This is a genomic window from uncultured Legionella sp. (assembly GCF_937871865.1).
GTDB lineage: Bacteria > Pseudomonadota > Gammaproteobacteria > Legionellales > Legionellaceae > Legionella.
In genome coordinates this window covers 1-2782 of the sequence record NZ_CALMPD010000182.1, presented here as the reverse complement: position 1 = coordinate 2782, position 2782 = coordinate 1, and the positions used below count along the sequence as shown (strand labels likewise).

Here is a 2782-nt window from a genome sequence, read left to right as displayed (position 1 = left end):
ATTTGGTCGTTTAAAAGAACTTAGTAAGATGTCCGCTTTAATTCGAATTTTAAGTGGTATTCGTCAAAGCAACCAGGAGTCCCTAGATGCTTTGAACTTTTTATTGAATACTTCATCAAAAAATACGCCACCAAATACCGAGGCTTATAAAAAGTACAATCAAAGTTATCTCGAGATTCGTAAAAATATTACGTCCCAATTCCAGCTCTGGAGAGCGGATATGTCCACCTCTGCATTAAAGCATTTTCAACGACGTGCTCACCATGTGCGGCCCAGAAGGTGAGCCGCTGCACAATAGGAAAGGCCTTTATCGATTTCAATCGATTAATGAGCTTAAAAAAGCGGAACAAATTTTAACAGAGACTTACAATAATTTATCAATTTCTGCCGTGCACACCCCAAAGGGCAAAGAATACACTTATAACGAAAAAGTAATCTTAAATAATTTTAGTACCATACCCTATAACAAAGGAGCCGTCTTATTAATTGTCAGTAAATTGCAAAAAGGATGGGATGAGCCAAGATTATCTTATACTGTGGATTTCAAAAAAAATCCCGGAATTAATAGCGCAATTCAATTTTTGGGTAGGGCAACCCGAGTTTGTGTTGATAAAAACGAACAGCAACAACTCATTGCTAATAATAAAATTGGTCTTGGATTTTTCCCGACCAGCGCCGCACATCTTAAAAAGCACCTGGAGCCATTAAAAATACCCTTGCCACAAAACAAACAAATATCCCTCTTTTATAGCAGTGGGAAGAAAGGCTGTATTGAAGAAGATTATAATTTGAATTCAATGCAGAAAAACCAAGGCTAGACTCTCAATGAGACGGTTTGGGACGGGCTTCATAAATAGTCATTTACATTATTTTCAGTGAAGCCCTTCCTGATCAAATTATGACCTCCTGGAGAGATATAGAAAAATCATAATAAATCAGGTATGATGCACTGCTACTCAACGTCAGCTATTTTTTCACACTCAATGTATACACTCAGTTAAGTGCTTAAATTAGATATAAGCCACCTGATTTCAATCAATATGCATGCTCATTTGGTATAAAATAATATGAAATTGATCATTAAAACCATACACTATTTAATTATTACAGCTTTATTATTTAGTTTAAGCGCTTGTGTAAAAACAAAGCCCGATATGACTTCTTATAAGGTAAAAGGGAAAGTATATACGCCCCTTAAATCTGCAAAAGGATATAAGGCACGAGGGCAAGCGTCTTATTATGGTAACCGCTTCCATAATCGCAAGACGTCTAATGGAGAGCGATACAATATGCATTCCATGACGGCCGCACATACTACACTTCCATTTAATACTCGACTACGAGTTAAGAATGTAAAAAATGGAAGAACAGTGGTGGTCCGAATTAACGATCGTGGTCCCTTTCATAGTGCGCGAATAATAGATCTTTCTTATGCAGCTGCACGCAGCTTGGGAATCACAAGCACTTCTATGGTAGAAGTGCAGGCTCTAAGTTAATGATATTGATGTCAGGAATGTAGGTTGAGTCATTTTGACCCAACCGAATTAAAATGATTGCCGATATAATCCAAAAGCTATATCTATATAAGGAAAGCCAACATGATGTTAACGATAATCAATTTGACTGATGATGGGATTGAATTTGTTGGGTCAAAATGACCCAACCTACTTTCTGCTGCACGTCCTCTGAGAATCACAAGTACTTCTATGATAGAAGCACAAGCTCTAAGTTAATGATATTGATGTCAAGGATGTAGGTTGGGTCATTTTGACCCAACCGAATTAAAATGATTGCCGATATAATCCAAAAGCTATATCTATATAAGGAAAGCCAACATGATGTTAACGATAATCAATTTGACTGATGATGGGATTGAATTTGTTGGGTCAAAATGACCCAACCTACTTTCTGCTGCACGTCCTCTGAGAATCACAAGTACTTCTATGATAGAAGTACAGGCTCTAAGTTAATGATATTGATGTCAGGGATGTAGGTTGGGTCATTTTGACCCAACAGAATTAAAATGATTGCCAATATAATCCAAAAGCTATATAAGGAAAACCAAAAGGAATTATGAAGTAGTCTAAATAATGGAATATAGAAGAGTAATCATACCCGGTGCGATCTATTTCTTTACGTTGAATTTAAAGAATAGAGAAAGTGATTTATTAATTAAAGAAATTGACACATTACGTATAGCCTTCAAAAGAACTAAAAGTAAATATCCTTTTAAGATTGAAGGCATTGTCATTTTACCCGAACACCTCCACATGATGCTCAGACTCCCGTCAGGAGACGGAGATTATTCACTGAGAATAAGATTAATTAAAAGTATTTTTACCCATAACCTACAAGCTAATGAATCAATAAGCCAATCAAGAAAGAAAAAAAGCGAGCGCGGAATTTGGCAGCGACGGTTTTGGGAACATTTCATTCGAAATGAGAAAGATTATGAACATCATTTAAATTATATTCACTTTAATCCCGTAAAACATGGATATGTGACACGTGCCTCAGATTGGCCTTATTCAAGTATTCATCGCGACATTAAATTGGGGCTTTTATCAACAAATTGGGCATCTAAACATGATGTTAACGACAATCAATTTGGCGAATGAATGGGATTGACCAATCACATTGCCCAAGGTGTCGATGATTACTTGTGTTGCATTAAAATGACTTCCTTTTACGACACCATGGAGTCCCGCTGTGGCTAGGGCATTGGCTCCAGAGGAGAGGGCTCCTTTATTATGGTCGACTGTTCTTAACGCTTCATCTAATT

Annotated in this window: 5 protein-coding genes; 4 read left to right on the top strand and 1 reads right to left on the bottom strand. The window is 36.8% G+C overall.

Features of this window, described 5'->3' with window-relative positions; all coding sequences use genetic code 11:
* The 4 genes from Q0495_RS09875 to Q0495_RS09860 form a co-directional block, all read left to right on the top strand.
* Positions 1-283 (top strand): hypothetical protein (locus tag Q0495_RS09875; RefSeq protein ID WP_298625558.1); only part of this gene is annotated, 283 nt, incomplete at its 5' end.
* Entirely contained in the window at positions 264-818 is a 555-nt protein-coding gene (locus Q0495_RS09870) for a hypothetical protein (protein ID WP_298625555.1), read from the top strand. The genes Q0495_RS09875 and Q0495_RS09870, both read left to right, overlap by 20 nt.
* Before the next feature lie 249 nt (positions 819-1067).
* Entirely contained in the window at positions 1068-1496 is a 429-nt protein-coding gene (locus tag Q0495_RS09865) for a septal ring lytic transglycosylase RlpA family protein (protein ID WP_298625552.1), read from the top strand.
* A 594-nt stretch (positions 1497-2090) separates the two neighbouring features.
* Complete coding sequence (locus Q0495_RS09860) at positions 2091-2618, top strand: transposase (protein ID WP_298625550.1); 528 nt, start codon at positions 2091-2093, stop codon at positions 2616-2618.
* Here Q0495_RS09860 and Q0495_RS09855 read toward each other — a convergent pair.
* Positions 2565-2782, bottom strand: a 218-nt coding sequence (locus tag Q0495_RS09855; protein WP_298625547.1) for a hypothetical protein, incomplete at its 5' end; no start/stop codon positions are given. The two genes, Q0495_RS09860 and Q0495_RS09855, sit on opposite strands and share 54 nt — an antisense overlap.

What these genes read in the sequence shown, in the direction of transcription:
- Q0495_RS09870 (WP_298625555.1), top strand. Translation starts at nt 264, where the DNA reads ATGTGCGGCCCAGAAGGTGAGCCGCTGCACAATAGGAAAGGCCTTTAT.
- Q0495_RS09860 (WP_298625550.1), top strand. Translation starts at nt 2,091, where the DNA reads ATGGAATATAGAAGAGTAATCATACCCGGTGCGATCTATTTCTTTACG.
- Q0495_RS09865 (WP_298625552.1), top strand. Translation starts at nt 1,068, where the DNA reads ATGAAATTGATCATTAAAACCATACACTATTTAATTATTACAGCTTTA.